This is a genomic window from Longimicrobium sp., assembly GCF_048594345.1.
Classification (GTDB): Bacteria; Gemmatimonadota; Gemmatimonadetes; order Longimicrobiales; family Longimicrobiaceae; genus Longimicrobium.
The window spans coordinates 24,425-50,458 of record NZ_JBMDXM010000006.1 but is presented as its reverse complement, the minus strand read 5'-3'; the positions used below and the strand labels follow the sequence as shown (position 1 = coordinate 50,458).

The window sequence follows — 26,034 nt, the reverse complement described above, 5'->3', positions numbered from 1 at the left end:
TTCTCGCAGTTCGTTGTGCAATCAGAGGAACGACGGAAAAGCATCACGCGGAGGCGCGGAGGAACTGATGAGGCGCGGAGGCGTTTTGGGCGTTCCCTCCGCGCCTCTTCTGTTTTCTCCGCGCCTCCGCGTGAAAATCGTTACCCCCACTGCACATCGAAATCCGCGAGATGGTATCAGGGGCTGGCGAGAGGAGAGCAAGCATCGGCATCCGCGCCGGCGCCTGACAATCGGCTGCAGGGGGTGCGGGGCTTTGCATGGCTTCCGTTGGAGGAACGGCTTGCGCGTCGGTCCCGCACGCCTGACTCTTGTGTCGTCAGGCCACCATGTGCAGACCTGTACCCTAGGAGAGAAGCATGCAACAGGCGTTTGCCCCAGGATCTACGGCCGAGTTGCGATGTGAACTCTCGATGCGGCTCCGATCCTTGCAGAATACCCGAGGCTCGACCGATTCAGTCACGATCCCTATCGGTATCTGTCTCGTACTGGCTTCTGAGCATGGCGGAAACACGGTCGCATCAGAGCTGATTCAACGTTTCCACCTCCTTAACCTGGAGTCTGGAGACGCAATCGATTTCTATTACCTTGGTTGGCGTGTTGAAACAGATGGCAAGGGGGATCAGCACCTGCAGTTCTCGCTTCCTGATTACGTCGCGGCGAAACAACTGCTTCAGTCCACGGGCGTTCGCGGTTTTAGTGGAAACGCGGATCTGATCTTGGTCGATGCCTCAGTAGCGCCTGACAAGCCAGTCGAGTTGAAACTTGAATCCGCGATTCAGATCGATCTTACCCGGCTCATTGCAGCAGAAGGGGCCGTTCTTACCCTCGGCAGCTTCTTCGATATGTTGATGGAGTCAGCGCGTAATTCCCCACCCACATCCACAACCGTACACAGTTTGAGCGATCGTCTTGGTATGGAGATGGGGAAGACTGCAATCTTGAATGTAGTATGGAAGAAGATTGGCGGACTGATCGGTGCGGAGCGGCTGTCTCAGCTTGCTACTCGTGGGGTAGGGCGGCGCTTGGTTCTCGACTGATCGATGTGTGCGTTCGATGGGGGCGTCGTCGCGGCCTGAGATAACCATCGGCTGCAGGGGATACGGGGCCCTGGGCTTTTGGGGAAGGGGAAGTTGTTGTGCGCTGGCCCCGGACCTCTGACCCGTCTGTCGCTAACGGCATGGCAGAACACGGTGCGCAGCCGCGGTCTGCTTTTGGATGAGGGGCCGACGGGGACGACGGCGCGCCACGCCCGCCGTTCGTCGCCGGAATCGTCCGCTCGTCGCCGATTTGTGCCGCCCACCGGCTGCATCATCGCATCCCCGTTCATCGCGTGCGAGCTTTCGATCAAGGTATTGAAGCAGCCTCGATCGACACGCCGTAGCGATGAGATTCATGTTCAGCCCCATCACCCGCCGTTCCTGCGCCGCCGCGCTGCTCGCCATCGCCGCCGCATCGCCGCTGGCGGCACAGCCGCGCGCCGCGACGTTCGATTCCCTCGCGGCCGCAAACCTGGCGCGGGACCGCACCGTCGGCGCCGTCGTCGGCATCGCGAAGGGCGCGGAGACCCCGTTCCTGGCGCCGTACGGCAAGGCGGACGTGGAGTCCGACGTCGCGATGGGCACGGACGCCGTCTTCGCCATCGGCTCCATCACCAAGCAGTTCACGGCCGCGGCCATCCTGCAGCTGCGCGACCAGGGAAAGCTCTCCCTGGACGACGACATCACCAGGTGGTTTCCCGATTTCGACACCCGCGGCGCCCGCATGCCCCTGCGCCGGCTGCTCGATCACACCTCCGGCATCCCCAACGTGCCGGAGCTCAACCGGTTCCGGGGCGATCCCAACGCCTCACGCGACACCATCTACGCCATCATCAGGCGATCGCCGCCGCGGTTTGCGCCGGGTACCGCGCAGATGTACAGCAACCGGGCGTACTGGCTGCTGCACCTGGTCATCGAAAAAGCGAGCGGGATGACCTATCCGCAGTACCTCCAGCGGATGATCTTCGAGCCGCTGGGGATGACGAGCTCGGGGATCTGCCACGGCGCGCCGGACTTTCCCCGCCGCGCCACGGGCTACCTGGTGCGCAACGGCGAGACGCGCCGCGCCCCGGTGCTCGTCCCCGTGGCCGACCTGGGCTCCGGTGCCCTGTGCTCGACGGCGGCCGACATGGTCACCTGGCTGCAGGCGCTGCACGGCGGAAGGGTGCTGTCCGACGCATCCTACGCGGAGATGATCCGGCCGGCGACCCTCGCCGACGGCACCGCGCTGCGCTACGGCATGGGCGTCGACGTGCGCCAGGATGCGCGCGGGAACCCCTTCATTGGCCACAGTGGGGAGATCACGGGCTACGCGGCGCGCGCAAACTGGTACCCGGAAGCGCGGATGGCCATCGTCGTCCTGATGAACAACAGCCTCGATTCGTCGCCGACCGCCCTGGTTGATGAGCTCGCGGGGCAGCTGCTCCCGGGGACGCTTGCCGCTCCACAGCCGTTCGCCGGCGACGCGGAGGCGCTTGCCGGCACGTACAGCGGGACCACGGGCGCGGGACCGGCCACCCTGCAGGTGGCGCGCGGGCCAGCGGGGCTGACGATCTCGATCAACAACGCCGCGCCGCAGCCCCTCGCCTGGGTCGACGGCCTCACCTTTCGGCAGGGAGGCATCCTGCTGAGCTTCCGGCGTGCGAACGGAGACAGCGGCCCGGTCACCGAACTGCGGTACGACACGGGTACGGAGCACTCCATCCTCAGGCGCTCGTAAGCGCCGCGGCGCTGTCGCGTCGCGAACGGACCATACGATCCGCAAAAAGTTTTAGGACGATCACTGTCATTCTAAGCCCGAGAGGGTGTTGAGAAACCTGAGGTCTTCGTACGAAGCGCACAGTCATCCTGAGGGAGCGCCACGCGGAACTTTCAGGAACACAAGAGCTCGCGCGCGACCGAAGGACCTTCTCTCCGCCATCGTGGGGCCAGATGCGGGGCATGAAGCCAGCCCCACGCTTCTGCCGGCAAGGTCCTTCGGTCGGCGCCAGAGTATTGTGTATGAGCAGATTATGGAGCGGCGCCTCCCTCAGGATGACTTGGCACGATTCGAGGTTTTCTCAACACCCTCTGAGCCTGACGCTGAGTCTGAGGCTGAGGAAGGCGCCCGCCACGAGGCGTGCGGAACCGCGCGGCAGCCCGTGCGCCGACCGAAGAATCTCTTTTCGGAAACGGGCGGGACTCGCGCCAAAGCAAGTCGTAGCCGACAGGGCGGTGGGCCCATCCGGCAGATTCTTCGGGCGGCGCACAGGCTTCGGTGCATCCCGACGGGAGCGTGCGGGCGCCTTCCTCAGAATGACAGCGATCCGCAGGATCGTGTAGATGGTATTTCGATGCGAAGTGTCCGGATGTGCTGCACGGCATCCCCGAAACTTTCGGCGCAAGGTGGTCGTACGGGCCAGAAACCCACCTCTGCCACAACCGCCATACCCATCTCCATCCCTGTCCCGTCATTGTGAACGCATGAGCCATAGAACACGACTCCCGGCACCACGCCGCGCCGCCACCCTCGCGGCCCTGTGGGCGCTCGCGGCCGGCGGGGTGCCGGCGGCGGCGGATGCGCAGTCGGTCTTTCAGCCGGCAACGGCGGTCGCCCGCGCCACCGCCAGCCAGCCGGTGGAGATCGAGCTGCGGAGCGCAACGCGCGTGCTGGTGCCCGGCGAGACGGCGGCCGTCGCGATCCGGCTTCGACCGGAGCCCGGATGGCATACGTACTGGCGGCACGCGGGCGACGTGGGAAGCCCGCCGTCGGTGGAGTGGCAGCTTCCCGAGGGGTTCACGGCCGACCCGCTGCGCTGGCCGGCGCCGGAGCTGATCGCGTCGCCGCCGCTGGCCAGCTACGGCTACGAGCGCGAGGTGCACCTGCTGGGCGCCGTCCACGTTCCCAGCACCGCGCGCGTGGGTTCGACCGCCACGCTCAGGGGCACCATCAACTGGGTGGTGTGCAGGGAGGAGTGCTTTGCCGCGGACGTGGACCTTGCGCTTACCCTGCCGGTGGGCGCGGCCGCGGAGGCCGACACCGCCGCCGCCCGCGCGTTCGCGGCCGAGGATGCCCGCGTGCCGGCGCGCCCGGCCGGCTGGGCGTTCCAGTCGGCGGTGGACGCGGGCGCGATCGTGCTGCGCGTTCGCCCGCCGGCCGAGTCGGGGCTGCTCGCGGCGGGGGACGCCGTGCCCGTCCGGTTCTTCGTGGATTCGGCCGGCGTCATCGACCACGCCGCGCCGGCCGCGGTACGGGTGGACGGCGACGCACTGGAGCTGCGGCTCACGCGTTCGCCGTACGCCAGCGGGACCCCCACCCGGCTCACGGGCGTGCTCGCGTTCGCCGGCGCGGGGAGCGGTGACCAGGGCCTCGCGGTAGAGGTGGATGCGCCGGTGGTGTCCATGGCGCAGCTCGCGCCGGCCGGCGGGGCGGGGGGCGCTAGCGGCGGCAGGTGGTTGGCGCTGCTGACCGCCGGGCTGCTCGCGCTGCTGGGCGGCACGCTGCTCAACCTGATGCCGTGCGTGCTTCCCGTGCTGTCGATCAAGGCGCTGGGCGTGGCCGAGGCGGCGGCGCACGACGGACGGACCGCGCGGCGGCACGCGCTGTACTTTGCCGCGGGCGTGCTGGCGTCGATGTGGGCGCTGGTGGGGATGCTGCTGGCCCTGCGCGCGGCCGGCGCGGAGGTCGGGTGGGGCTACCAGCTTCAGAGCCCCGCCATGGTGGGCGCGCTGGCGCTGATCGTGTTCGCCGCCGCGCTCAACATGGCCGGCGTGTTTGAGCTGGCCCCGGTGGGCGGCACGCTCTCCGTCGCCGCGACGCGCACGCCGCCGGCGGCGGAAGCGTTCCTGAGCGGCGTCCTGGTCACCGCCCTGGCGACGCCGTGCTCCGCGCCGTTCCTGGCCGCCGCGGTGGCGTACGGGATCGCCGGCGGGGCGGCCAGTGCGATCGTCGTCTTTACCGCGCTGGGGCTGGGCCTGGTGTGGCCGCTGGCGCTGGTGGCCGCGGCGCCGGGCGTGCGCCGGTGGCTGCCGAAGCCGGGTGCGTGGATGGTGACGCTGCGGCAGGCGCTCGCCTTTCCGCTGTTCGCGACCGTGGTGTGGCTGGCGTGGGTGCTGGGCCGGCAGGCCGGGACCGGCGCGGTGACGGTGCTGCTGGGCGCGCTTACGCTGCTGGCGTTCGGCCTGTGGGCGCTGGGCCGCTTCGGAACGCTGGTCGCGTCGGCCGGCCGGCGCCGCGCCGCACGGGGCGTCGCCCTGGCGGCCGGCGCGGGTGCGCTGGCGCTGGTGATCACCGGCGCGCGCTCCGTACCGTCCGGCGCCGCGGTGGCGACGGCCGCGGCGAGCCCGGCCGCGGGCGCGCTCCCCTGGCGGCCGTACAGCGCGGCGGCGCTGCAGGCGCTGCGCGACAGCGGGCGCGTGGTGCTGCTGGACTTTACCGCCGACTGGTGCCTTACCTGCCAGGTGAACGAGCGTGTCGCCTTCAACTCGGACGCGGTGCGCGCGTCGCTGCGCGCGCACGACGTCGCGCTTCTCCGCGCCGACTGGACCACGCGTGACCCGTCGATCACGCGCGCCCTGGCGGAGTTCAACCGCAACAGCGTGCCCTTCGTGGTGCTCTACGGCCGCGACCGCGCCGCGGAGCCCGCGGTTCTTCCGACGCTCCTTACGCCGGGGATCGTCACGCGCGCCCTGGACGCCGCCGCGGCAGGCCCGGCGCCCGCGCTTTCCGTCGCACCCGCGCGCTGACCGCCGCGGCCGCGCCGAACTTCACCCCTTCATCCTCTTATCCCGGGCTCCGTACCATGGCTTACTCAATACGTCGCAAGCTCTCGCTTCTCCTGGCCGGCCTCGTCGTCATCGTCGTCGCACTGGCCGGAGCGGTGTTCGTCGTCCCGCACCTGCAGGAGGAAGTCAAGCTGACGCCTGCTGAATTGAGCGCCGCGCCTACCACCGGCGCGCCCGCTCCGGCGTTCACCGCGGTCGACACGCGCGGCGCCTCGCACTCGCTGGCGGCGTACCGCGGCCGGTGGGTCGTGCTCGAGTGGTTCAACCACGACTGCCCGTATACCAAGAAGCACTACAAGGACCTCGACGGCGGTCCCGGCAACACGCAGGCAATGCAGCGCGACTATGCCAACCGCGTCGTGTGGCTATCGGTCGTCTCCTCCGCGCCCGGAAAGCAGGGCTTCACGACGGCGGAGGAGGCGGACGAGCTGACGCGCAAGAAGGGCGCGGCGCCCACCGCCGTCATCCGCGACACGGCCGGCACGCTGGGGCGGCTGTACGGCGCGCGCAACACGCCGCAGTACGCCATCATCGACCCGCAGGGGGTGCTTCGCTACTCGGGCGCCATCGACAGCAACTCGTCGTCCAGCGCCAAGTCCATCGCCGGCGCGACCAACTACGTCCGCGCCGCGCTGGACGCCGGCCTGGCGGGGACGCCCATCGCGGTCGCGCAGACGCAGCCCTACGGCTGCGACGTGAAGTACTGATACCGGATCCGCAAATACACTCATCGTTCCCAACTGCAGGTTCTCACGCAGAGGGAGCAGAGGAAGCAGAGAACTGCCTGGGAAATCCTCGCCGGACTAAACGAAACAGAGGTCAGGGTACAGAGGAACTGACAACAGCCAGAGGAACAGAGGACAGAATGCGGATCACCTCTGTTCCTCTGGCTGTTCTCGGTTCCTCTGTACCTTCCGATGTTGTTTTTTCGGATCGGTACCGATTCGAACCGCTTCACGACGCGCCGGTGCAGCTACATGAGCGGGTCGATGCCGATCATTTCGGCCAGCCAGCGATGCCTGTCGGCCCGGGCTTGCTGACCGAGGTTGTGTCCCGTCGTGTACCAGAGAACCGTTTTGGGCTCCGGCGCGGCTGCGTGCAGCTCCGCCGCGTCGGCGACGGGTATGAAGATGTCCTGCATCCCGTTCTGCAGCAGCAACGGGACGTTGGCGTGCCCGACGAATCGAATCGGCTCGATGGGTGCCATCGCCCGAATCCAGGCGACACGTGTGGCACACGGGAAACCGGAAATGTGTTTGAACCCTTCCGGACCGGTGGCATGCGAAACCTGGCCGCCGTGTCCGACCACGAGCGCCGCCGCCTGGAGGCGCCGTTCGATGCCGACGAACAGCGCACCCGTCGCGCCGCCCCAGCTGAAGCCCACGAAGGCGATGCGGTCATCGTCGACGTTTGGACGTGAGCGCAATACGTCTACGGCGCGTTGCAGATCCTTGATCACCTGGATCTGCTCGGCCCGGTCCGCGGCGGTGTAGCGCATGAGCGGTCCGTCGCGGCGAGCGAAGGGCGCGTCGATCGCGATGACGAGCGCACCGTGCCGCGCGTAGTTCTGCGCAAGGCCCTCCAGGGCTTTCGCGTTGCCGGGCAGGCCATGCATGAGCACCATGCCGGGGCGCGGATCCGTGCGCGTGACCGGGTCCCACATCAACCCGGTCACCAGGCCGCCATCCGGACTGCTGAAGGAAATGCTGCTGACCTCCACGCCGTTGGCCGTGGAATCGACCGTCTTTTGCAGATTCAGTGGTGCATCGGCGTCGTAGCGGAACAGGTCCCGGTCTGCCGCGGTAGCCAGCCCTCCGAAATCGGGACGTGCGCCTCCACAGGAATCGCCGTAGACGCGAACGCGGACCGCCGGTTCGCTGGCGTTGCGCACCGTCGCCGCCGCCCCAGCGGACGCGCCCACGTGCACCACGAGGCTGTCCGCGGCACGCGTGAGCAGCGGACCGTTCTGTTCGGCCGGGTGGGTGGCGAACGCCACCAAGGGGGCGGCCGCCAACAATGCAGGCACAAGCGCGACGACAGCTTTCATAACCCCGTCCAGAAAGTTGATCGTGGACCGGACACCGCGCCGAACCGCTTCACGACCCGTTGCCGAGCGCTACATGGGGTCGATACCCATCGTTTCGACCAGCCAGGCATGCCTGTCGGCCACGGCTTGCTGATTGAGGTTGTGTCCCGCGGTATACCAGAGACTCGTTTTGGGCTGTGGCGCGGCTGCGTGCAACTCCGCCGCATCGGCGACGGGGATCAGCCTGTCCAGCGTCCCGTTCTGCAGCAACAGCGGGGCGTTGGCATGCCCCACGAACCGGATCGGCTCGATGGGTGCCATCGCCTGAATCCACGCGACACGTCTGGCACACGGGACTCGGGCGATGTGTTTGAACCCATCGGGACCGGTGGAGTGCGAGACGGGACCGCCGTGTCCCACGACGAGCGCCGCCGCCGCAAGGCGCCGCTCGATGCCGACGAACAGCGCACCCATCGCGCCGCCCCAGCTGACGCCCATGCAGGCGATGCGGTCGGGGTCGACGTCGGGGCGTGAGCGCAATACGTCCACGGCGCGCTGCAGGTCCTTGATCAGCTGGATCTGCTCGGCCCGATCCTGAGCGGTAAACCTTCTGACGGGTCCTCCGCGGCGAACGAACGGCGCATTGATCGCAAGTACGACGGCGCCGTACCGTGCGTAGTTCTGCGCGATGTCCGTCATGGCTCTCGCGTTGCCCGGTATGCCGTGCATGAGCACCATGGCCGGACGCGGACCCGGGCGGGTGACCGGGGCCGTCACCCTTCCGGTCACCAGACCGCCGTCCGGACTGCTGAACGCGATGCGGCTGACCTCCACGCCGGCATTCGTGGATTCGACCGTCTTCCGCAGATTCAGTGGCGCGTTGACGTCATACCTGAAGAGGTCTCGGTCTTCCGCGGTGGCCGGCCCCCCGAAATCGGGACGTGCACCTCCACAAAGATCCCTGGAAACGCGAACGCGAACGGAGTCACGCATGTCTGGATGGTTCGAGAGCGCGGCGCCCAGGTCGAGCCTGCCGTGACGCGGCAACCGCGCCGAGGCCGCCATGTTCCGGCCGCGAGCAACGTACCGTGCCGGCTCAGGCGTCTCGCGTACCGTTGCGGCTAGCAGAAGCGCCTGCGTACACCCGGTGTGTGTCAGAGAATCCGCCTGAGCGGCTGATTTCCCGACGGCAGGCCGCTGTGCGACGAATCTGGCGCCGGCGGAAGGATCTCGCCAGCAGCGTCCGGGGCTGGACCCGTGCAGCGTGGCCGGCCCCGCGATGGCCGGGACGAGATCCGGCGGGACGGTCTGGTGCAGGGGGGACGCCCGTCGCGCGTGTCTACGAAGGACGACCCGCGCGGCCCGCGGACACGGTGCAGCTCGCCCCCGGGGGGACGGCGATCGGCCGCGGCGCCATGGTGGCGCAGCCGTTGCCTCTTGCCGGTTGACGCCCCATTTCGTCATCATACGATCGGGGCCGGACACCCGGCGGTACGGCGACGCGGTTCACCATCCTCAGCGGCGCGATTCGCGGGTTGGATCTCGCTGAATCGCGGAGCGGTGCGGATGCGGCGGACATCATCAACGGATGGGCAGATGAAGACGATGAAGTGGCTGGACGGCCCGGTCGGCGACCCCAAGGCCGGCCCGACCGTCCGCGCGGCGCGAACCGGCACAGGCGTTCCGGGTTCCAGCTCCCGCCGAGGTACCCCCATGCGCATGCGCTCCGTTGGACTGCTCCTGTCCCTGCTCGCCGGTGCCTGCAGCCAGCCGGCCGATCCCGGTCCCGGCCTGCCTGCCTGCACCGTCCCGGCGCTCAGCGCCACGCCGGCACCCGCCTCGGCCCTGGCCACGTTCGACTACGACCGCGCGGCGGACTACGACCCGGAGCTCCAGCTGGCCGGCACCCAGCCGGGCGTGCGGATCTACGAGCTGAGCTTCCGCAGCCCGCGCGGTACCGGCCGTGCCACGGGGCTGCTCTTTGTGCCCGAGGGTCCGGGTCCGTTCGCGGGGGTGCTGCTGGGGCACGGCTTGCCGGGCAACGCCCAGCAGGTGGCGGGCGAGGCGGTGGTGCTGGCGCGCCACGGGGCGGTGGTGGTGGCGCTGGACGCCCCGTTCGCGCGCCGCTCGGGCAGCCCGGTGCGCTTTACCGAGGCCGACAGCGCCGAGCAGGTGCAGTACATGACCGACCTGCAGCGGGCGGTGGACCTGCTGGTGGCGCGCCCGGACGTGGACGCGAGCCGGCTGGGCTACGTGGGCGTAAGCTACGGCGGGGCGATGGGCGCGCTCTTCGTCGGTATCGAGCGGCGGCTCAAGACGGGCATCCTGGTGGTGGCCGACGGGGGCCTCGTCTCGCACTTCACCGGCCCCTCGGGCGCAGGCACCGCCCTGCCCGGGCTTGCCTGCGAGGACAGGCGGCGCTGGCTGGAGTCGATGATCCCCATCGAGCCCATCAAGTACGTGGGCTTTGCGTCGCCGATGCCCCTGATGCTGCAGTCCGGGCGGCAGGACGACGCCGTGCCGCCGGCAATCGCCGAGCTGCTGCACGCCGCCGTGGGCGAGCCAAAGTCGATCCGCTGGTACAACGCGGGGCACAGCCTTACCGCCGCGGCCGCGCGCGACCGCCTGGTGTGGCTGCAGCAGCAGCTGGGAATGCTCCCCCCGGCCACCTGAGCCGGCGGCCCGGCGCTCAGCGCCCGTCCCAACTCCCGCCGGGCCGCTTCGGCCGCCCGGCAGGCGCCCCGCGCCCGCGGACGCGAACCCGTCGCGGACCGCAAGCCCCGGCCATGACGACCGGCACCCGCACGCGTCATCCCTCCCACTGATCGGACCGTGGCCCACATCATCAAGGAAACTGGCGGATGAAGACGAAGGCACTCATCGCGGCCGCGACCGTGGCGGCCTCCGGGCTGCTGTGGGTGGCCCGCACGGACGGCGCACCGCCCGCCCCCGGCGGGGTGGCGATCGATGGCGACGACATCGCGGGGGTGGTGAGGGGGGCGAGCGGCCCCGAGGCCGGCGTGTGGGTGATCGCCGAGACCTCGGACCTTCCCACCAAGTTCGCCAAGATCGTGGTAACCGACGACCAGGGGCGCTACCTGCTCCCCGACCTGCCGCGGGCCAACTACGACGTCTGGGTGCGCGGGTACGGGCTGGTCGATTCGCCCAAGCAGAAGGCGGAGCCCGGGGCCACGCTGAACCTGCAGGCCACCCCGGCGCCCAACCCGCGCGCCGCGGCGGAGTACTACCCGGCCGGGTACTGGTACTCGCTCATGCGCGTGCCGGCGGAGAGCGAGTTTCCCGGCACGGGGCCGGAGGGGAACGGCATCAACCCGGTCTTCAAGACGCAGGGGGACTACGTTCGGCTGCTGAAGAACGGCGCCTGCCTGGGCTGCCACCAGATGGGGAGCAAGGGAACGCGCGAGCTGCACCCCGCGCTGGGCACCTTCGAATCGTCGGTGGAGGCGTGGCGGCGGCGGCTGCAGGCGGGCCAGGCCGGAGGCTCGATGACCGGCATGGCCCACAACATGGGCCCGCGCACGCTGCAGATGTTCGCCGACTGGACCGACCGCATCGCCGCGGGCGAGGTGCCGCCCACGCCGCCCCGCCCGCAGGGGCTGGAGCGGAACGTGGTCATCACGATGTGGGACTGGGCAGACCCCAAGGCGTACCTGCACGACCTGGTCTCCACCGACCGGCGCAACCCCACGGTCAACGCGAACGGCCCGCTGTACGCCGTGCTGGAGGCGAGCGCCGACTACATGCCGGTGCTGGATCCCAATACCCATACGGCCACCCGCGTCCCGGTCACGCTCCGCGACTCCAGCGCCGGACCCGTGGCGCCGCAGCAGGGCTTTGGTGCCTCGCCATACTGGGGGACGGAGCCGATCTGGAACAGCCGGGCGAACGTGCACAACCCCATGTTCGACGAGCAGGGGCGCGTCTGGATCACCTCCCGGGTGCGTCCGCCGCCCAACCCGGCCTTTTGCAAGGCGGGGTCTAGCCATCCGTCGGCCCGCCTCTTTCCGCTGGACGCCGCCGGCCGGCACGTGGCGGTGTACGACCCGCGGACCAAGGAGATAAAGCACGTTTCCACCTGCTTTGGCACGCACCACCTGATGTTTGCCGAAGACGCCAACCGCACCCTGTGGTTCAGCGGCGGCGGACCGGTGGTGGGGTGGCTGAACACCCGGCTGTGGGACCAGACGGGCGACGAGGAGCGGGCGCAGGGATGGACGGCGCTGGTGCTGGACATCAACGGCAACGGCCGGCGCGACGAGTACGTGGAGCCGAACGTGCCCGTGGATCCCGCCAGGGACAAGCGCATCAACACGGGTCAGTACGGCTCGGTGTACGCGCTGGCGCCGGCGCCGGACGGATCGGTGTGGGGAACGACGTTCGGCTTTCCCGGCGCCATCATCCGGCTTAGCCCGGGCGCCAATCCGCCGGAAACCGCGCTCACCGAGATCTTCGAGATCCCGTGGAACAACCCGGCCGTGGCGAACGTCGGCTTTTCCCCGCGCGGCGGTGACGTGGACCGCAACGGCGTGTACTGGGCCGCCCTGGGAAGCGGGCACATGGCCAGCTTTGACCGGCGCAAGTGCCGCGGCCCGCTGAACGGCCCCACCGCCACCGGCCAGCACTGCCCCGAGGGGTGGAGCTTCTACGCCGAGCCGCTGCCGAACCTGGGCAACGTCACCAGCCCCGGGAGCGGGGAAGGGAGCTACTACACCTGGGTAGACCAGTTCAACACGCTGGGCCTGGGCGAGAACGTGCCGATCAACACCGGCAACCAGTCCGAAGGGCTGCTGGTGCTCAAGGATGGCAAGTGGGTCGTGCTGCGCGTCCCCTATCCGATGGGCTTCTACACCAAGTGGATGGACGGCCGCATCGACGACCCGAACGCCGGCTGGAAGGGCCGCGGCCTGTGGGCCTCCATCAGCACCCGCGCCCCCTTCCACATGGAGGGCGGAAAGGGGCAGACAAGCAAGGCCATCCGCTTCCAGCTACGGCCGGACCCGCTGGCCAGGTAAGGCGACGCGCGAAGGGGGCGAGCATCGGGCTCGCCCCCTTCTCTGTCAGGCGCGGCGCCAATCGTGAACGCCACGACCGAGTGCGAGCAGATTTTTCGCGGAGCCAACATCGTCCTGTCGATTCCGCCGCCCCTCGTTCGACGTAGAGGGTGAGAGACCGATCACGACCACCACCAAGAACGAGGGATTTCCGATGAACATAGCGCTCTGGATCCTGCAGGTGCTGCTCGCCGCCGCGTTCGCCGCGCACGGATGGATGCTGGTTTCCCCGCCGCCGGAGCTGCTTGCCATCATGAACGAGCAGCTGGGCGTCGGATTCCGCATCTTCCTTGGCGTGGCGGAGATCGCGGGTGCGGTGGGCCTGCTCCTGCCCGCGATGACCCGCAAGCTGCCCTGGCTGACGCCCGTTGCTGCCGGCTGTCTGGCCTTTGTGGTCGCGAGCGCCACCGTGCTGCATCTCGCCAGGAGCGAGACCAGCGCGGCCGTGACCACCGCGATCCTCTTTCTCCTGGCTGCTTTCGTCGCCTACGGACGGTGGCGCGTGCGGCCGATCGCAAGCCGGAGCGGGGCCTCGGCGCGTACCCTGGCATCCTCCACGGCCTGACTCGCGCCCAGCCCAGCCGGGCGCTGCAGCAACCCGTGGCCGGGCATGGTTGAAGCCCCGCGCCCCTCGCCCTTGTGCCGTCAGGCCGCTGGACAAGCATTGCCGCAGCCGCGGGTGATCTCTCCCGCGGCTGCCGTGCGATCATCACGCAAGCGGTCCTACGCCCCGCGCCCTCGCCCACTGCAAGGCTCCATCGCTCGCCTCGCGCAAGCTGCTGCCGAACTCCAGCACCGATTCCGCGACTAGCAGATCCATCGCCAGTTCTTCTTCCGGTGCGTAGCGGGCGAGCTTGATCGAGGAATTTGCCGCCGCCTCGAGCGCGCCGAACCTGTCTTTCAGGATCTCCAGCGAGCGCATGGGCGAAGGCGTTTGGTGTTGTTCCATGCTCACCTCCATCTCTTGACCCGCGCCGCCGAGCAGGGCTACCGTAGAGACGCGGCGACCTTCGGGTCGTGGTCAGGCGGGTGCATCGGTGGTCTCTTGCTGGAGGAGCCGATGTATCCGCCTTGTTTTTTCTCACCTGCCACGTATAGTATAGCTGACTGCATACACCTTGTCAAGCGAACTGCATACATGGATTTCCGGGAAGCTCTGGATATGCTGGGCGAGCGGGTGACGCACGAAGAAGTAGCGTCGGCCCTCGGAGTCTCCGTGGCATCGGTGCGCCAGTATCGGCTTTCCGCCGACGCGCGCGCTCATCGATCACCTCCTCCCGGTTGGCCGGAGGTTCTATCGAAGCTCGCCCGAGCACGCGGCGAGGAGTTGATCGAACTCGCGGAGAAACTTAGCAGAAGCCAGACGAAACCACGCTGACGGACTAAGGGGAAAGCGATGTACAACCTGTTGGTAAGTGGAAGCGGCTGGGGGGAAAGACGTGACACGATGCCGTTAGGACGCATACTCGAGTACACTGAACCTCACATTGTTGAGCAGTTCAAGCCCGAAGGGGTCCTTGAAATTGAGCAACTTATTTGGCTTCCATCCCTCTTTATGGCAGAGACATCTCGTGAGAATGATCCGGTGGCCCGAGTGGGCACTATCACAAATGCGAGAATTGTTGGGCGCGACATCAGGCTAGAATATTTCTATGACTCGGACATTCCCCCGCTGACCAACAGCCGAATCGCCGCCTTCGCCAGCGAGTTGTTGATTGAAGATTTCGAATTTCATCGAACCCATTGGGCCGTAAAGGAGACAGACATCTTCCGAGCATTGCTCCGGAACGCGCAGCCGCGGCGACAGATGCCGAAGGTGTTTTCGATTGCCGATCCCGAGAATGTAGAACCCACTTTAGTATCTGTAATGATGCCGTTTCACCCTAGTTTTGATCCAGTCTATGACGTCATCAAAGAAACAGCCGCTGCTGCTGGCTTACGTTGCCGCCGAGCAGACGACATTTGGGAGGCTCCGGCCGTCATTCAAGATGTTGTCTCACTGATTGATCGGTCGAACCTGGTGATCTGCGACTGCTCACGGCGTAATCCAAATGTCTTTTATGAGGCAGGAATTGCTCATACGCTGGGGAGAGACGTTATCCTCATCACTCAAGCCGAAGAGGACATCCCGTTTGATCTTCGGCACCTCCGATATGTTCGTTATCTGAACAACAACGAAGGTCGCACTGCATTAGCGGAGCGCCTCCGAAGCCGATTCGAGGATTTGGGATAGCCGCAAACAATCGGCTGCAGGGATCCGGGGCCGTCCATGCTTTCGCCGACAACAGGCTTGCGCGCCGGCCCCGCACCCCTGACCGTTGGGGCGTTCGGACGCTTCGCGTTGCTCCATGCCCTACATTAGAGAAAGCTATATTCATTAACATGCCTAGTTCAGAACTTCTGAAGGTGCTTCGAAAGGGGAGCGACGCCTGGAATAGGTGGCGCGCTCACAGGCCGTTGTTAACTCAACCCAATCTCGACGGCATTAGTCTCCAACGACTGAGCCTTGAAGGTGTCAATCTTCAAGGGGCGAATCTCATTGGAACGGACCTCTCGGGTGCCAACCTGGCGGGTGCAGACCTGTCGAATACCAATCTGACGAATGCTAAACTGCTCGAGTGTCGCCTCGAAAATTCGAAGCTGGTGAACGCCAAGGGTAGCAATACGATGTTCTACGATGCCAACCTTGATGGCGCCGATCTAACGGAATCAAACTTCATCGAGTCGCAGATGGACGGGGCGTCTTTCCGGCGCGCAACGCTTGAAGGTGCAATGCTAGTAAAGGCTTCCATGAGCAAGGTAGACTTACAAAACGCCAATCTGCGTTCTGCTAATTTATCAATGGCGGCCATCACTAACGCTGACCTGCGCTATGCAGACTTCGAGGAATCATTCTTGGTTTCCGCCGATTTGAGCTTTTCAAATGCATCAGGCGCCAACTTCCGACGAGCATTTCTTACAAGCGTTCGGCTGGTCGAATCCGATCTCTCAGATGCAACTATCTCGGAATGCCACGTTTACGGAATTTCGGCTTGGAATCTCAACCTCGACCGGGCAAAACAGGACGGCCTTATTATCAGCGAGAATGCAGATCCGTTTAAGCTGAGAGTTGACGATCTCGAAGTAGCGCAGTTCGTGTTCCTCCTTCTGAATCACCGAAAACTTCGTAACGTGCTCAATGCGGTGACTCGGCGTGGAGTACTCTTGTTGGGCCGATTTGGGGGTGGTGGGATCGAGGTCCTGCAAGCGATTGCGGCAAGACTGCGGGAGCTTGAATACCTTCCGATTATCTTCGATTTCGAACGTCCAGATGACAGGAACCTAACCGAAACCATCAAAACGCTGGTTGGTATGTCGCGATTTGTTATCGCTGACCTCAGCGGGCCTTCCGTTCCACAAGAACTGTATGCAACGGTACCGCACTTTAAGGTGCCGTTTGCGCTTATTAGCGAGGAAGGGAGGCGCCCTCACTCGATGTCCAATGATCTTGTCGAATACCCGTGGGTCATTGGACCACCCATCGTATACTCGAACGTGGAGCATCTTCTGGCTCAACTCTCAGCTAGTGTCATTACTCCGGTTGAGGAGAGACTCGTCGAGAGACGCGCGCGCCTCAATGACTTGTTTGGTGCCATGTGACGTGTGGGTACAGAGTCCGCGGCGGAACTAGCGATTGCAGTGGTCGTTAGGCGCCGCCGGTACAGGCTCCGGTGCGGCGACAGACTGCGGTCCGCAAGCTTCCGGGCCGAGGGCGTTCGGGGCGTGCATCACCGCCGCGCACCAAGCTGCGATGCGCTTTGGCGGGCACACGTGTGGCACGGCTGTCTCGCGCGAGCCGCTGAAACAACCAGGCCCGGGTGCGCGCCACGCCGGTGCGCACCAGCTCCGCGGCCCGGCGGCGCCACCACCTGCGGTGCGCTGGTTCAGCGCTGGGGTTGACAGTCGGCCGCCTAACAATCGGCTGCAGGGGATGTGGGGCCGTCCATGATTTCGCCGCCGACAATCTTGCACCGGCCCGCACCCCTGACCCTTGTGTCCCTCCATCTCGCGTCCTCAGTCGGACGACGTGTCATCCTTCGAACTTGTGTCCGAGATCCGCCGCGCCGCAGACGTCTTCCGCAAGTCGCGAGCGCCGTGAAGCAGCGGGGGTAAGCTCCTCGCGCGTCGCGAACACTTGCGCTCCAGGCCAGCTGCGTCTGACCTTGAGGGCGTCGGAGTGCTTCCCTTTTCGGTGAGTTCCATGGCCGAACCTGGCATTTACACGCGCTTCAGATCGGCAGGCCTGTTCGCCGCCGTCCTCGCCGTGGGGCTTCCCAACTGCGGTGCCCAGGCGCCGGCACGTGCGCAGGGAGCATCCGTTGCTGACACCTCTGCGTTGGCCGCGACCGCACGGACGTTCCTCTCGACGCTGAACGACAGGCAGCGTGCCGACGCCTTGTTTCCCTTTGACCATCCGGAGCGCACCCGGTGGGTGTACGTTCCGGAGCGGCGCACCGGCATCCCTCTGCAGGCGATGGATGCCGGGCAGCGTGCGGCAGCGTTCGAGTTCCTGGGCACCGGTCTGAGTGAGCGCGGGACGGGGCTCGCGCGTGGTGTCATCGAACTCGAAGGCATTCTCCGCGACCTGGAAGGAGGGAGTCCCTGGGGGCTGCAGCGCGATCCGGAGCTCTACCACCTGTCACTCTTCACGGGGCCGGGTGGTCCGTACCCCTGGGGCTGGAGCTTCGAGGGCCATCACCTCTCCGTGAACGTCACGGATCTCGGGCCACACGGGCAGATCGTCGCGCCGCTCTTCATGGGTGCCGCCCCGGCGCGCGTTCCCAGCGGCCCGCGGCAAGGGACTCGGCTGCTCGCCGCGGAAGAGGACCTCGCCTTCGAGCTGCTGCACATGCTCGATCCTGCCCAAACTGCCCGCGCCACCATCGCCGCGCAGACGTTCGGGGAAATTCTTACCCGCAGCGTCCCCGTGGTGGGACCGATGGCATTCGCCGGCCTGCCCGCGGCCGATATGACGGCTGCCCAGCAGCGGCAGTTGCGCCGGCTGCTGGAATTGTACGCCGGGCGGATGGCGGACTCCGCGGCATCCAGGCAGTTGCAGCGTATCGAACAGGCGGGGTTCGAGCGCCTGCACTTTGCCTGGGCGGGTGCGCACCAGCCCCGCGAGCCGCACTACTACCGCATCCACGGACCTACCGTGCTGGTGGAGTACGACAACACACAGGACAACGCGAACCACATCCACACGGTCTGGCGTGATCTGGAGAACGATTTTGGAGGTGATCTGCTGAGGAGGCACTATGCACGGCAGCCTCACCGGGAGTGAACCCGGCTTCATCCCCGAGCCTTGATCTCCTGAGAGGGGTTGCCAAACCTCCACATCAGATCAGAAGCTCAGTCATCCCGAGGGAGCGCACCACGTGTAACCAGAAGTCACACCAAGACCTGCGCGCGGCCGAAGGACCTTCTCTCCGATCGCAGAAAGGCATGCTCCACGCCGGAAATCCAGCCTCCCGATTCTGCTGGCAAGGTCCTTCGGTCGGCGCCAAAGCTTTTGGTACGAGCAAGATACGATGCGGCGCCTTCCTCAGGATGACTGATCCCGGCGAAGGTTCAAGCAACCCCCTGGGATGATATCGCCAAATCGTCCACAATGTTGACTTCCTGGGGGAGGCGGCGCTCCACAGACTGCTTTCACGCAAAGCATTGGCGCCGACCGAAGGGATCTTGAACAGATCCGAGGGCTGGGCCTTGCGCGACCCGACAAAGATCCTTCGGTCGCGCGCAAGTGTTTGTGGTCAGCAAAGTTAGGGGTGTGCGCTCCCTCAGGATGACAGTGGGGGCTCCGGCGGGATCAGGTGAGGTTTGGCAACACCCTGTGAGGGAGCGCGCCGCGGGAGCGTGGGGGCTCCGGTAGCATCAGGTGAGGTTTGGCAACACCGTCTGAGGGAGCGCGCCGCCGGAACCTGACGCTACGCAAGTGGGCCGCGGAAGCTTCGTCCTCAAGAGAAAGATCTTGTTGAATGGTCGAGGAGCAGCGGAGTCGTCAGCTCTGGATGGAGACGGCGCTCATCTTCGCCGCGTGGACCGTCTTTGGACTGATCTCGGCGAACCAGGTTTACGTGCAGTTCGAGCTGTTCGAGCGTCCCATCCCGTGGCGGCACGCGCTGCTGCAGGGGCTGTTCGAGGCGTATCTCTGGGCGTTCGCCACGCTCGCCATCTTCTGGCTGGCCCGGCGCTTTCCGCTGGAGCGCGGGCGCATGCTGCGGGGCATCGCGGTTCATCTCGCCTGCGCGCTTGTCCTTTCGCTGGCGCGGGTCGCCGTCATCGTGGAGGTGAGCCGGCACGTGGACTGGCTGGGGGAGCGAAGCTTCGATCGCCAGTTCTGGGGACGGTTCCACCAGTACTTTCTCTACTACGCGCTCCTGCTGGGCATCGCGCACGCCGTGCTCTACCACGGGCGCTATCGCGAGCGCGAGCGAGCGGCCGAGCGGCTGGCGGCGGGCTTGGCCGAGGCGCGGCTGCAGGCGCTCAAGATGCAGCTGCAGCCGCACTTTCTCTTCAACACCCTCAACGCCATCTCGGCGCTCATCCCCGACGAAGCCAAGCCCGCCAGGCGAATGGTCGCGCGCCTGGGCGACCTTCTGCGCATCTCCCTGGAGCACGAGGCCACGCAGGAGGTAACCCTGCGCGAGGAGCTTGCGTTTCTGCAGCCCTACTTGGAGATCGAGCAGGCGCGCCTGGAGGACCGGCTGACGGTGGCGCTGGAGATCGCGCCCGAGACGCTGGACGCGCGCGTCCCCCATCTGCTGCTGCAGCCGCTGGTGGAGAACGCCGTCCGCCATGGCATCGCGCCACGCATCGGGCCGGGGAGGGTGGAGATCTCCGCGACCCGCGGGGCGGACGGCCGCGTTCTGCACCTGGAGGTGCGGGATGATGGGCCTGGGGTGGACCGGGACGTCCAGGCCGGAACCCGCAAGGGGGTGGGGCTGGCCAACATCCAGTCCCGGCTGGAACAGCTCTACGATGGTCAGCACCGCTTCGAGTTCGCGAATCACCCCGGGGGCGGGGCGGTCGTGCGGATCTCTCTCCCCTCCCGCCGCGCGGATCACGGGGCAGGGAAGGAAGGGTCCGCCCGATGACGATCCGCGCCCTGATCGTGGACGATGAGCCGCTGGCGCGCCGGCGCATCCGCGGCCTGCTGGCGGAAGCAGGGGACGTCGGTGTCGTCGCCGAATGCGCGAACGGAAGGGAAGCGATCCAGGCCATCGATGAGTCGCCGCCGGACCTGCTTTTTCTGGACATCCAGATGCCCGAGGTCGACGGCTTCGACGTGCTGCGGGCGATCGGCGTGGGTCAGGTGCCCGTGGTGATCTTCGTCACCGCCTACGACCAGTTCGCCCTGCGCGCGTTCGAGGCGCACGCGCTGGACTACCTGCTGAAGCCGTTCGACGACGAGCGCTTCGAGGCGGCGCTGCAGCGCGCGCGCGAGCGGATCCGCCAGCAGCAGGGAGGCGACCTTGACCGCCAGCTGCGCGCGCTGCTGCAGGAGGTGCGCGGGGACCGCGGCTACCTGCGGCGGCTGGTGGTGCCCACCGGCCCCCGCAACGTCTTTGTCCGGACGGAGGAGATCGACTGGATCGAGGCCGATCGCAACTACATCCGCCTGCACGTGGGTGATCGAACCCACCTGCTGCGCGAGAACCTGAGCCGCATCGAGTCCGCGCTGGATCCGGCGGCGTTCTGCCGCATCCACCGCTCCACCATCGTGAACGTCGATCGCATCCAGGCGGTGGAATCGCTCTTTGGCGGCGAGTACCTGGTGCTGCTTCACGACGGAACCAGGCTTACCTCGGGCCGCAGCTACCGCCGCAACCTGCACGCCCTGATGGGCAAGGAGAGCTGATGCCGAACCGGCAAAAGAGTACCCACATCATCTGGCGGACGGTGTCATTCTGAGCCTGAGGGGGGTGAAAAACCTTAGATGTCCCCACAGAAGCGCGGCGTCATCCTGAGCTGAGAGGGTGTTGAGAAAACCTCAGTTGTTCCTCAAGAAGCACACTGTCATCCTGAGGGAGCGCACGCCTGAACCATCATGGCCACAAGAGCTTGCGCGCGACCGAAGGATCTTTCTCTGGTTGCACCAGACCCAGCCCTCGGGAGCCGTTCAAGACTCCTGGTTCTGCAGGCAAGGTCCTTCAGTCGGCGCCGAAGTGTTGTGTATCAGCAGATTGCGGAGCGGCGCCTCCCTCAGGATGACTGGGAGGTCAAGGTTTTAAAAAATCCTCTCAGGATGACACCGATCGCCAAACAGCTACTGTTTTCGCGGATTCGCCATGCCTGTGCGTGAGGCTTTCCTGTCGCGGACCCGGAACGAGCCAGGACGTTCGTACCCCTCCCCACGTCGTTCGTACTCATGGATCCGCGGTCGGGAACAATTTCCTCCTTTGCACCACACGCGGCCGGTATTCTGGTCCGGAGAAGTCTGTTTGCCCCGGGAGCGAGCGCGGGTGCAACGCCACGTATGGATGAGATGAGAACCAGCGCGAGTCGCCAGCTGAAGGAGAGCAGGGGAGGCCGGTCCGGCCGCCCGGGCATGGCTGCGCTCCTGGCGCTTTTCGTCGCGCTCGCCGCATCGGTGGGGCCCGCGCTCCTCGCGCAGACCGGGCGGGCCCCCCTGCTCGCCACCCAGCAGGATACGACGCCGCGCAGCGAGGCCAGGCTGGTGAGCGACGTCGCCTCGATCCGCCCCGGCGAGCCGTTCACCGTCGGCCTCCACCTTACGCTGGACGAGGGGTGGCGGACCCCGTGGAAGAACGCAGGCGACGTGGGCAACGGGCTGATCGCGACATGGAGCCTGCCGAGCGGGTTCAGCGCCGATTCGCTTGCCTACCCGATCCCCGAGCGGATCTCCAACCCGCCCGTCACGAGCTACGGGTACCACGACGAGGTGGTCATCCTCGCCACCATCACTCCGCCAGCTGGCCTGCAGGCCGGGCGCTCCGTGCGGCTCAGCCTCTCGGCCGACTACGTCGTCTGCGGGCACACCTGCATCCCCGCGCACGCGGAGCAGTCCCTGGAGCTGCCCGTACGCGATGCGCCGCCCACGACGTCGGGAGACGCGGCGCTGATTCGCCGCTACGCGGACCGCCTGCCGGTGGAGCACGCACGGTGGAGAACGCGGGCCGCCCGGACCGACGGCGGCTTCGTCGTCGGCATCGCACCCCCGGCGGACTGGAACGGCTCCCTGGCCGGCGCCTGGTTCTTTCCCACCAACCCGGGGCTGCTGGACCATGCCGCCGCTCAGCCGATCGGGCGCACGGCGGCCGGGGAGTACCACGTCAGGCTCACCGGGTCGGCATACTTGGCCGGCGAGCCGAAGCGGATCGAGGGCATCCTCGTGCTCCCGGACGGTGGCGCATTCGATTCGGCCGGGCACCGGGGCCTGGTCGTGAGCGCTGCGGTCGCGGACGCGGCATGGGCCGCCGAGCCCACCGAGCCAGTCGCGGCGCCCGGGCTGGCTCCGGCGGCGGGCGCCGCCGGCGAAGTGACCCTCCTTTTCGTCGTTTTGTCCGCGCTGGCCGGGGGCGTGATCCTGCCTCCGAAAACTATCCCTGTCCCAACCACAAGGAGATGACATGAGAAGGACCCCGTTCGCGATTGCGGCCGTGCTGGCGCTGGGCCTTGGGACCATGGCCGCCGGTGTGGTGGCGCCCCCGGAGATCGGCAGGCCGGCGCCCGCGTTCACGCTCCCCGACACGCGGGGCGCGCAGCACTCCCTGGCGCAGTACCGAGGGCGGTGGGTCGTCCTGGAGTGGTCCAACTACGGCTGCCCCTACGTACAGAAGCATTACAACAGCGGCAACATCCCGCGACAGCAGCAGAAGTGGCGGGACCGGGGCGTCGTCTGGCTGTCGGTGATGTCTTCGGCGCCCGGGGAGCAGGGCCACTTTGCGCCCGCGGCGATGAACACGGAGTCGGGGAGGATGGGGAGCAACGCCAGCGCGGTGCTGCTGGACCCGGCGGGCACGGTGGGCCGCACGTACGACGCCCGGACGACGCCGCACCTGTTCGTGATCAACCCCCAGGGCACGCTGGTCTACATGGGCGGGATCGACGACGTTGCCACACCGCGGCAAGAAGACCTGGCGCGCGCCAGGCAGCTCGTGGACGTCGCGCTGGAGCAGGCCACGGCCGGGCGTCCGGTCTCCACGCCCACGTCGCGGCCCTACGGGTGCAACGTCAAGTATCGCTGAGATGAGAACCAGAGCGAATCACCCGCTGAAGCCGGCCGGAGGCCGCCCGGGCATGGCTGCACCCCTGGCCCTTTGGGTCGCGCTGGCCGCATCGGCGGGGTCCGGGCTCGCCGCGCAGACCGGGCCGGCCCCCCTGCCTGCCGCCCAGCAGGATACGACGCCGCACAGCGAGGCCAGGCTGGTGAGCGACGTCGCCTCGGTCCGCGCCGGAAAGCCGTTCACGGTGGGCCTGCACGTCACCCTCGACAAGGGGTGGCACACCTACTGGAAGAACCCGGGGGATGCCGGCAACGGGCTGCTCGCCACGTGGACCCTGCCCAACGGGTTCAGCGCCGACTCGTTCGCGTACCCGGTCCCCGAGCGCATCCCGTATCCGCCGATGGTGAACTACGGGTACAGCGACGAGGTCGTCTTCCTGGCCACGGTCACCCCTCCGGCCGGCCTCGAGGCGGGCCAAGCCGTGCGGCTGACGCTCCTGGCCGAATTTCTCGTCTGCGCGGACGTCTGCATCCCCGCAACCGCGTCGCGGTCGCTGGAGCTGACCGCGGGCGATGCGCCGCCCGCACCCTCCGCCGACGCGGCGCTGATCCGCCGTTTCGCCGGGCGAATGCCCGTGGAGCAGGCGCAGTGGGCCACGCGCGCCGCCCGGACCGACAGCGGCTTCGTCCTGGAGGTGGCACCGCCGGCGGGGTGGAAGGGGTCGCTGGCCGGGGCGTACTTCTTTCCCGCCGACCCGGTGCTCCTGGACCACGTCGCCGATCAGCCCGTGGGGCGCACGGCGGACGCGCGGTACCGCCTCCGGCTCAAGCAGTCGGCGTACCTGCCCGGCGAGCCGCGGCGGATCGAGGGCGTCCTGGTCCTCCCGGAGGGCGGCAGCTTCGACGCGGCGGGGAACCGGAGCCTCGTAATACGCGCGGCGGTGGCGGACGCGAAGGTGGCCTGGGCCGCCGAGGCCACGGAGCCGGTGACGGCGGCCGGGGTGGCGGCCGGGCAGGCGTCGGGCGCGGAGGGTGGGGTGGGACTTCTGCTCGCCGTTCTGTTTGCGATGCTTGGCGGCGTGATCCTGAACCTTATGCCGTGCGTCTTTCCCATCCTCTCGCTCAAGGCGCTGGGCCTGGCCGGCCGGGGCGGCGACGGGGCGGGGATGCGGCGGGACGGGCTGGTGTTCGCCGCCGGCGTCATCGTCACGTTCCTGGCGATGGCCGGTCTGTTGATGGCCGTGCGGGCGTCCGGCGCGCAGGTCGGCTGGGGGTACCAGCTGCAGAGCCCCGCGATGGTGGCCGCCCTGGCTGCCCTGATGTTCGTGATCGGGCTGGTCCTCGCCGGCGTGTTCGAGGTCGGCGTGTCGCTGACGCGGCTGGGCGGCTTGGGCGGGTCGGGCGAGGGATCGGCGTTCCTGACCGGCGTGCTGGCCACCGTCGTCGCCACGCCGTGCACCGCCCCGTTCATGGGCGCCGCCGTGGGGGCGGCGCTGGTCCGGCCGCCGGTGGAAGGGCTGCTCATCTTCGGCGCGCTGGGCGTCGGCATGGCGGCACCCTACGTGGCGCTCTCGTTCTGGCCGGCGCTGGCCCGGCGGCTGCCGAAGCCGGGCCGATGGATGGAGACGTTCAAGCAGGTGCTGGCGTTCCCCATGTTCGCCGTCTCCATCTGGCTGGTCTGGGTCTTCGGGCTGCAGACGGGGATGGGCGGCGCCGCGCGGCTGCTGTTCGGGCTGCTGCTGCTGGCGTTCGCCGGCTGGCTGATCGGGCGCTGGCCCGCGATCTCGATCTCCACCCGCACGCGGCTGGCGACCCGGGCGCTGGCCACCGTCGCGGTGATTGTCGCGCTGGCGGCGGGTGCCACCGCCACCCGCGGCGAGACGCCGCTCCCCGCCGGCGGGGACCAGGCCGCGACGATGGAGTGGCAGCCCTGGAGCACGGCCGCGGTCCAGGAGCACCGCAGCGCGGGACGCCCCGTTTTCGTGGACTTTACCGCGGCCTGGTGCATCAGCTGCCAGGTGAACGAGCGTGTGGCGCTGGAGACGCCCTCGGTGCGGCAGGCGTTCACGGACCGGAACGTGGCGCTGCTGAAGGCGGACTGGACGCGCCGCGACTCCGACATCACGGGCGCGCTGGCCTCGTTCGGCCGCAGCGGCGTCCCGCTCTACGTGTACTACCCGGCGGACCCCGCGGCGCAGCCCGTCGTGCTGCCCGCGCTGCTTACGCCGGCGATCGTCCTGGGTACCCTCGAAACGGAGAAAACGACATGAGAAGGACCCCGTTCGCGATGGCGGCCGTGCTGGCGCTGGGCCTTGGGACCATGGCCGCGGGCGTGGTCGCGCCCCCGGAGATCGGCAGGCCGGCGCCAGCCTTTACGCTCCCCGACACGCGGGGCGCGCAGCACTCCCTGGCGCAGTACCGGGGGCGGTGGGTCGTCCTGGAGTGGTCCAATTACGGCTGCCCGTACGTGCAGAAGCATTACAACAGCGGCAACATCCCGCGACAGCAGCAGAAGTGGCGGGACCGGGGCGTTGTCTGGTTGTCGGTGATGTCTTCGGCGCCCGGGGAGCAGGGCCACTTTGCGCCCGCGGCGATGAACACGGAGTCGGGGAGGATGAGGAGCAACGCCAGCGCGGTGCTGCTGGACCCGGCGGGTACGGTGGGCCGCACGTACGACGCCCGGACGACGCCGCACATGTTCGTGATCAACCCCCAGGGCACGCTGGTCTACATGGGCGGGATCGACGACGTTGCCACACCGCGGCAAGAGGACCTGGCGCGCGCCCGCCAGCTCGTGGACGCCGCGCTGGAGCAGGCCACGGCCGGGCGTCCGGTCTCCACGCCCACGTCGCGGCCCTACGGGTGCAACGTCAAGTATCGGGGAGCCTGACCGCTGGCGGCCTC

19 protein-coding genes are annotated in these 26,034 nt (G+C 67.6%); 16 read left to right on the top strand and 3 right to left on the bottom strand.

What is annotated here, in order from left to right; genetic code table 11:
• The first annotated feature begins 356 nt into the window (after window positions 1-356).
• The 4 genes from ACOJUJ_RS00635 to ACOJUJ_RS00620 all read left to right on the top strand — a co-directional run bounded on the left by ACOJUJ_RS00635 (window position 357) and on the right by ACOJUJ_RS00620 (window position 6,508).
• Window positions 357-1,037 carry a hypothetical protein gene (locus ACOJUJ_RS00635; protein WP_420124906.1) on the top strand — a complete coding sequence of 227 codons (681 nt, stop codon included), beginning with the start codon at window positions 357-359 and terminating at the stop codon, window positions 1,035-1,037.
• A gap of 346 nt (window positions 1,038-1,383) precedes the next feature.
• A complete protein-coding gene (locus tag ACOJUJ_RS00630; protein ID WP_420124905.1) occupies window positions 1,384-2,757 on the top strand; it encodes a serine hydrolase domain-containing protein in 1,374 nt (457 codons plus the stop codon).
• Between the two features lie 743 nt (window positions 2,758-3,500).
• Window positions 3,501-5,762 (top strand): protein-disulfide reductase DsbD family protein, encoded by a 2,262-nt coding sequence (locus ACOJUJ_RS00625; protein WP_420124904.1) that lies wholly within the window; start codon window positions 3,501-3,503, stop codon window positions 5,760-5,762.
• A gap of 56 nt (window positions 5,763-5,818) precedes the next feature.
• Window positions 5,819-6,508 (top strand): redoxin domain-containing protein, encoded by a 690-nt coding sequence (locus tag ACOJUJ_RS00620; RefSeq protein ID WP_420124903.1) that lies wholly within the window; start codon window positions 5,819-5,821, stop codon window positions 6,506-6,508.
• 266 nt (window positions 6,509-6,774) lie between these two features.
• Here the strand turns inward: ACOJUJ_RS00620 and ACOJUJ_RS00615 are convergent, their stop codons facing one another.
• Both ACOJUJ_RS00615 and ACOJUJ_RS00610 read right to left on the bottom strand, forming a co-directional pair.
• Window positions 6,775-7,848: an alpha/beta hydrolase gene (locus ACOJUJ_RS00615; protein ID WP_420124902.1), complete on the bottom strand. Its 1,074-nt coding sequence runs from the start codon at window positions 7,846-7,848 to the stop codon at window positions 6,775-6,777.
• 69 nt (window positions 7,849-7,917) lie between these two features.
• Window positions 7,918-8,892, bottom strand: coding sequence for an alpha/beta hydrolase family protein (locus ACOJUJ_RS00610; RefSeq protein ID WP_420124901.1), 975 nt, complete (start codon window positions 8,890-8,892; stop codon window positions 7,918-7,920).
• A gap of 531 nt (window positions 8,893-9,423) precedes the next feature.
• On the opposite strand from ACOJUJ_RS00610, the gene ACOJUJ_RS00605 reads away from it, so the two are divergent.
• The 3 genes from ACOJUJ_RS00605 (at window position 9,424) to ACOJUJ_RS00595 (ending at window position 13,464) form a co-directional block, all read left to right on the top strand.
• Window positions 9,424-10,500, top strand: coding sequence for an alpha/beta hydrolase (locus tag ACOJUJ_RS00605; RefSeq protein WP_420124900.1), 1,077 nt, complete (start codon window positions 9,424-9,426; stop codon window positions 10,498-10,500).
• Between the two features lie 188 nt (window positions 10,501-10,688).
• Window positions 10,689-12,860, top strand: a complete 2,172-nt coding sequence (locus ACOJUJ_RS00600; RefSeq protein ID WP_420124899.1) for a carboxypeptidase regulatory-like domain-containing protein — start codon at window positions 10,689-10,691, stop codon at window positions 12,858-12,860.
• 193 nt (window positions 12,861-13,053) lie between these two features.
• Window positions 13,054-13,464, top strand: coding sequence for a DoxX family protein (locus tag ACOJUJ_RS00595; RefSeq protein WP_420124898.1), 411 nt, complete (start codon window positions 13,054-13,056; stop codon window positions 13,462-13,464).
• Between the two features lie 144 nt (window positions 13,465-13,608).
• Here the strand turns inward: ACOJUJ_RS00595 and ACOJUJ_RS00590 are convergent, their stop codons facing one another.
• The gene (locus ACOJUJ_RS00590; RefSeq protein ID WP_420124897.1) at window positions 13,609-13,821 is read right to left on the bottom strand and encodes a hypothetical protein; all 213 of its coding nucleotides are present in this window, start codon (window positions 13,819-13,821) and stop codon (window positions 13,609-13,611) included.
• Window positions 13,822-14,295: 474 nt separating this feature from the next.
• Between ACOJUJ_RS00590 and ACOJUJ_RS00585 the strand changes: the two genes are divergently transcribed.
• The 9 genes from ACOJUJ_RS00585 (at window position 14,296) to ACOJUJ_RS00545 (ending at window position 26,020) form a co-directional block, all read left to right on the top strand.
• A complete protein-coding gene (locus tag ACOJUJ_RS00585) occupies window positions 14,296-15,132 on the top strand; it encodes a hypothetical protein (RefSeq protein ID WP_420124896.1) in 837 nt (278 codons plus the stop codon).
• A 149-nt stretch (window positions 15,133-15,281) separates the two neighbouring features.
• Entirely contained in the window at window positions 15,282-16,538 is a 1,257-nt protein-coding gene (locus tag ACOJUJ_RS00580; RefSeq protein ID WP_420124895.1) for a pentapeptide repeat-containing protein, read from the top strand.
• 601 nt (window positions 16,539-17,139) lie between these two features.
• Complete coding sequence (locus ACOJUJ_RS00575) at window positions 17,140-18,222, top strand: DUF3500 domain-containing protein (protein ID WP_420124894.1); 1,083 nt, start codon at window positions 17,140-17,142, stop codon at window positions 18,220-18,222.
• 730 nt (window positions 18,223-18,952) lie between these two features.
• The gene (locus ACOJUJ_RS00570; RefSeq protein WP_420124893.1) at window positions 18,953-20,038 is read left to right on the top strand and encodes a sensor histidine kinase; all 1,086 of its coding nucleotides are present in this window, start codon (window positions 18,953-18,955) and stop codon (window positions 20,036-20,038) included.
• A complete protein-coding gene (locus ACOJUJ_RS00565; RefSeq protein WP_420124892.1) occupies window positions 20,035-20,802 on the top strand; it encodes a LytR/AlgR family response regulator transcription factor in 768 nt (255 codons plus the stop codon). The genes ACOJUJ_RS00570 and ACOJUJ_RS00565 overlap by 4 nt, the downstream gene beginning before the upstream one ends.
• A 690-nt stretch (window positions 20,803-21,492) precedes the next feature.
• A complete protein-coding gene (locus ACOJUJ_RS00560; RefSeq protein ID WP_420124891.1) occupies window positions 21,493-22,533 on the top strand; it encodes a protein-disulfide reductase DsbD domain-containing protein in 1,041 nt (346 codons plus the stop codon).
• Window position 22,534: 1 nt separating this feature from the next.
• Window positions 22,535-23,152, top strand: coding sequence for a redoxin domain-containing protein (locus ACOJUJ_RS00555; RefSeq protein ID WP_420124890.1), 618 nt, complete (start codon window positions 22,535-22,537; stop codon window positions 23,150-23,152).
• 52 nt (window positions 23,153-23,204) lie between these two features.
• Complete coding sequence (locus ACOJUJ_RS00550) at window positions 23,205-25,400, top strand: protein-disulfide reductase DsbD family protein (protein ID WP_420124889.1); 2,196 nt, start codon at window positions 23,205-23,207, stop codon at window positions 25,398-25,400.
• Window positions 25,397-26,020, top strand: a complete 624-nt coding sequence (locus ACOJUJ_RS00545; RefSeq protein WP_420124888.1) for a thioredoxin family protein — start codon at window positions 25,397-25,399, stop codon at window positions 26,018-26,020. Before ACOJUJ_RS00550 ends, ACOJUJ_RS00545 begins: the two co-directional genes overlap by 4 nt.
• Window positions 26,021-26,034: the final 14 nt, after the last annotated feature.

What these genes read in the sequence shown, in the direction of transcription:
- ACOJUJ_RS00635 (WP_420124906.1), top strand. Translation starts at nt 357, where the DNA reads ATGCAACAGGCGTTTGCCCCAGGATCTACGGCCGAGTTGCGATGTGAA.
- ACOJUJ_RS00630 (WP_420124905.1), top strand. Translation starts at nt 1,384, where the DNA reads ATGAGATTCATGTTCAGCCCCATCACCCGCCGTTCCTGCGCCGCCGCG.
- ACOJUJ_RS00625 (WP_420124904.1), top strand. Translation starts at nt 3,501, where the DNA reads ATGAGCCATAGAACACGACTCCCGGCACCACGCCGCGCCGCCACCCTC.
- ACOJUJ_RS00620 (WP_420124903.1), top strand. Translation starts at nt 5,819, where the DNA reads ATGGCTTACTCAATACGTCGCAAGCTCTCGCTTCTCCTGGCCGGCCTC.
- ACOJUJ_RS00615 (WP_420124902.1), bottom strand. Translation starts at nt 7,848, where the DNA reads ATGAAAGCTGTCGTCGCGCTTGTGCCTGCATTGTTGGCGGCCGCCCCC.
- ACOJUJ_RS00610 (WP_420124901.1), bottom strand. Translation starts at nt 8,892, where the DNA reads ATGGCGGCCTCGGCGCGGTTGCCGCGTCACGGCAGGCTCGACCTGGGC.
- ACOJUJ_RS00605 (WP_420124900.1), top strand. Translation starts at nt 9,424, where the DNA reads ATGAAGACGATGAAGTGGCTGGACGGCCCGGTCGGCGACCCCAAGGCC.
- ACOJUJ_RS00600 (WP_420124899.1), top strand. Translation starts at nt 10,689, where the DNA reads ATGAAGACGAAGGCACTCATCGCGGCCGCGACCGTGGCGGCCTCCGGG.
- ACOJUJ_RS00595 (WP_420124898.1), top strand. Translation starts at nt 13,054, where the DNA reads ATGAACATAGCGCTCTGGATCCTGCAGGTGCTGCTCGCCGCCGCGTTC.
- ACOJUJ_RS00590 (WP_420124897.1), bottom strand. Translation starts at nt 13,821, where the DNA reads ATGCGCTCGCTGGAGATCCTGAAAGACAGGTTCGGCGCGCTCGAGGCG.
- ACOJUJ_RS00585 (WP_420124896.1), top strand. Translation starts at nt 14,296, where the DNA reads ATGTACAACCTGTTGGTAAGTGGAAGCGGCTGGGGGGAAAGACGTGAC.
- ACOJUJ_RS00580 (WP_420124895.1), top strand. Translation starts at nt 15,282, where the DNA reads ATGCCTAGTTCAGAACTTCTGAAGGTGCTTCGAAAGGGGAGCGACGCC.
- ACOJUJ_RS00575 (WP_420124894.1), top strand. Translation starts at nt 17,140, where the DNA reads ATGGCCGAACCTGGCATTTACACGCGCTTCAGATCGGCAGGCCTGTTC.
- ACOJUJ_RS00570 (WP_420124893.1), top strand. Translation starts at nt 18,953, where the DNA reads ATGGAGACGGCGCTCATCTTCGCCGCGTGGACCGTCTTTGGACTGATC.
- ACOJUJ_RS00565 (WP_420124892.1), top strand. Translation starts at nt 20,035, where the DNA reads ATGACGATCCGCGCCCTGATCGTGGACGATGAGCCGCTGGCGCGCCGG.
- ACOJUJ_RS00560 (WP_420124891.1), top strand. Translation starts at nt 21,493, where the DNA reads ATGGCTGCGCTCCTGGCGCTTTTCGTCGCGCTCGCCGCATCGGTGGGG.
- ACOJUJ_RS00555 (WP_420124890.1), top strand. Translation starts at nt 22,535, where the DNA reads ATGAGAAGGACCCCGTTCGCGATTGCGGCCGTGCTGGCGCTGGGCCTT.
- ACOJUJ_RS00550 (WP_420124889.1), top strand. Translation starts at nt 23,205, where the DNA reads ATGGCTGCACCCCTGGCCCTTTGGGTCGCGCTGGCCGCATCGGCGGGG.
- ACOJUJ_RS00545 (WP_420124888.1), top strand. Translation starts at nt 25,397, where the DNA reads ATGAGAAGGACCCCGTTCGCGATGGCGGCCGTGCTGGCGCTGGGCCTT.